The organism is Ferruginibacter sp. (assembly GCF_028288465.1).
Classification (GTDB): domain Bacteria; phylum Bacteroidota; class Bacteroidia; order Chitinophagales; family Chitinophagaceae; genus Ferruginibacter.
Map to the genome: position 1 here is coordinate 1 of NZ_JAQBNR010000091.1, position 3,041 is coordinate 3,041.

General features: G+C 65.6%; 2 protein-coding genes. Both read left to right on the top strand.

All coding sequences use genetic code 11. The features are described from left to right. The coding region (locus tag JWR61_RS28105) for an RNA degradosome polyphosphate kinase (protein ID WP_301930965.1) at nucleotides 1–2,119 on the top strand (2,119 nt) is incomplete at its 5' end. Continuing rightward, nucleotides 2,116–3,041: NUDIX hydrolase (locus tag JWR61_RS28110; RefSeq protein ID WP_301930966.1), on the top strand; the 926-nt coding region annotated here is incomplete at its 3' end. The genes JWR61_RS28105 and JWR61_RS28110, both read left to right, overlap by 4 nt.

A 3,041-nucleotide genomic window follows, 5' to 3' on the forward strand; every position in this document is an offset into this window, starting at 1 on the left:
CGACGAGTCGTCGTCTGAGGACGACGGCACGCTGCCCCCCGACCGCTACCTCGACCGCGAGCTGAGCTGGCTGTCGTTCAACCAGCGGGTGCTTGAGCTCGCTGAAGACGACAACGTTCCGCTGCTCGAGCGCGTGAACTTCCTGGCGATTTTTGCGAGCAACCTCGACGAGTTCTTCATGGTGCGGGTTGCGGGGCTCAAGCGGCGCATTGCGACCGGGCTGGCTGTTCCGACCAACGTCGGTCGCAGCCCTGGCCAGGTTCTGGCCGACATCGGACGGGTGGCGCACGAACTCCAGGACAGGCACGCCCACGCGTTCCGAGACCTCGTAAAACCGCTGCTGGACGCGGCCGACGTCCACATCGAGACCTGGGCCGACCTCGTCGAGGCTGACCGCGCGTTGCTCGACGACATCTTCTCCCGGCAGATCTTCCCCGTGCTCATGCCGCTCGCGGTGGACCCAGCCCATCCCTTCCCCTATATCTCTGGCCTGTCGCTCAACCTGTCGGTGCGGGTGCGTAACCCCAAAACGTCGCGCGTCGAGTTCGCACGCATCAAGGTGCCGCCGCTGCTCCCCCGGTTCGTGCAGCTCCCGGATGACGGCTCGGGCCGCCTGCGCTTCATCCCCCTCGAAGATCTCATCTCCAATCACCTCGAAGAGCTGTTCCCCGGAATGCAGATCCTCGAGCACCACGAGTTCCGCGTCACCCGCAACGAAGACGTCGAAATCGAAGAGGACGAGTCCGAGAACCTCATTCAGGCGCTGGAGAAGGGCCTGCTCCGTCGGCGCTTCGGGCCGCCCATCCGTCTCGAAATCAGCGACGACATGGATGCCATGACGCTCGACCTGCTCATGCAGGAGCTCGACATCACCGAGCAGGAGGTCTACAAGCTCCCTGCGCCGCTCAACCTCGGCGGACTCTTCGAGGTCTTCAAGATCGACCGGCCCGCCCTGAAATACCCCAAGCGCCTTCCGTCGACCAGCACGGGGCTCGTGCCGACCGACCCGACCGAAGTGCCGGACATCTTCGCGTCGATCACGCGCAACGACATCCTGCTTCACCACCCCTACGAGTCATTCGCCACCAGCGTGCAGACGTTCCTCGAGCAGGCCGCCGCAGACCCGAACGTGCTGGCCATCAAGCAGACGCTGTACCGCACCAGCGGCGACAGCCCCATCGTCGAAGCGCTCATTGACGCTGCGGAAGCCGGCAAGCAGGTGCTCGCGCTGGTGGAGATCAAAGCGCGATTCGACGAGACCGCCAACATCAGCTGGGCCCGCAAGCTCGAAAAGGCCGGCGTCCACGTGGTCTACGGGCTCGTCGGGCTGAAGACGCACTGCAAGCTCGCGCTCGTGGTGCGCCAGGAGAAGAACGGCGCCCTCAAGCACTACAGCCACATCGGAACCGGCAACTACAACCCGAAGACCAGCCGGATCTACGAAGACTTCGGGCTGCTCACCGACAGCGACACCGTCGGCAAAGACCTCACCCGGCTGTTCAACGAACTCTCCGGGTACGCCATCGAGAAGAAGTTCAAGCGGCTGCTCGTCGCGCCGCTCCACCTCCGCAAGGGCCTGCTCAAGCGCATCCAGCAGGAGGCCAGCAACGCGCGCAAAGGGCTGCCATCGGGCATCCGCATCAAAGTCAACGCCATCGTCGACGAGGCGATCATCGACGCGCTCTACCGGGCGAGCAACGCCGGGGTGCCGATCGACATCGTGGTTCGCGGCATCTGCTCGCTCAAACCGGGACAGGAGGGGTACAGCGAGAATATTCGCGTGCGCTCCATCCTCGGGCGGTTCCTCGAGCACTCGCGGGTCTTCAGCTTCGTCAACGGAGGTGACCCGCAGGTCTTCATCGGCAGCGCCGACATGATGCACCGCAACCTCGACCGCCGGGTCGAGGCGCTCGTCCGACTCACTCTGCCGGAACACCTGGAGCAGATCGACAGCATGTTCGAGCTGTCCCTCGCGGAGACAACCGCCTCATGGTGGCTCGACGGAACGGGCGTCTGGACCCATCACGCCACGGGCGAGGACGGCAAACCGCTCGCAGACAGCCAGGAGGTCATCGCGTTGGAGATTTCCGGCCGCAAACGATCGAGCAAGCTGCGATGACGACGCTGGCATCCGAACCGGTCCTCGCCGCAGGCGCCGTCGTCTGGCGGGTCGTCGGCGGCAAGGTGCGCATCCTGCTCGTTCGTCGCACGCAGCACAAAGACGTCTCCCTGCCGAAAGGCAAAGTCGATCCGGGCGAAACGCTGCCAGAGACGGCCGTCCGCGAAATCTCCGAAGAAACCGGACTCGTCGTGGGCCTCGGCGCGCCCATCGGAACGGTCGAGTACCCGCTCCCGAGCGGTAGGCAGAAGATCGTCTACTACTGGTCGGCCGAGGTGCGAAAGAAAGCGATAGCCGCATCGACGTTCCGGCCGAACGCCGAGATCGCCAGCCTCGAGTGGGTCTCCCTCAACAAGGCGGCCAAGCTGCTGAGCTACCCACACGACGTCGAAATCGTGGATGCCTTCGCCCAGCGCTACGCCGAAGGGCGGGCACGCACGTTCGCGGTCATCGTCCTGCGGCACGGCAAGGCGGTTCCGCCAGAATCCTGGGACGGGCAGGATGCCACCCGCCCCCTGCTCGAGCGCGGCACCGCCCAGGCCGCCAGCGTCGCCCTCGGGCTCGCCGCCTACCGTCCGCGCAAGATCATCTCCAGCACGGCCGCGAGGTGCCTGGCCACCGTCGCGCCGCTGGCGCGCCTCACCGCCCTCGACGTCACGCCGTCGGATGCCATCAGCCAGGACTTCTGGGAGGCCGGGACCTCAGACGCGGCGACCGTCATCGCCAAGCGCGTACGGAAAGGCACCACCGTCGTGCTGTGCAGCCACGGTCCGGTCATCCCCGACCTGATCGAAGAGCTGTCGCGCGCCACCAATACGCCACCGACGACCGCATTCCTCGCGATGGGGCAGCTCGAACCCGCCGAGTACTCGGTGCTGCACATCTCGACCGACCATCCCACCTCAGGAATGGTCGCGTTGGA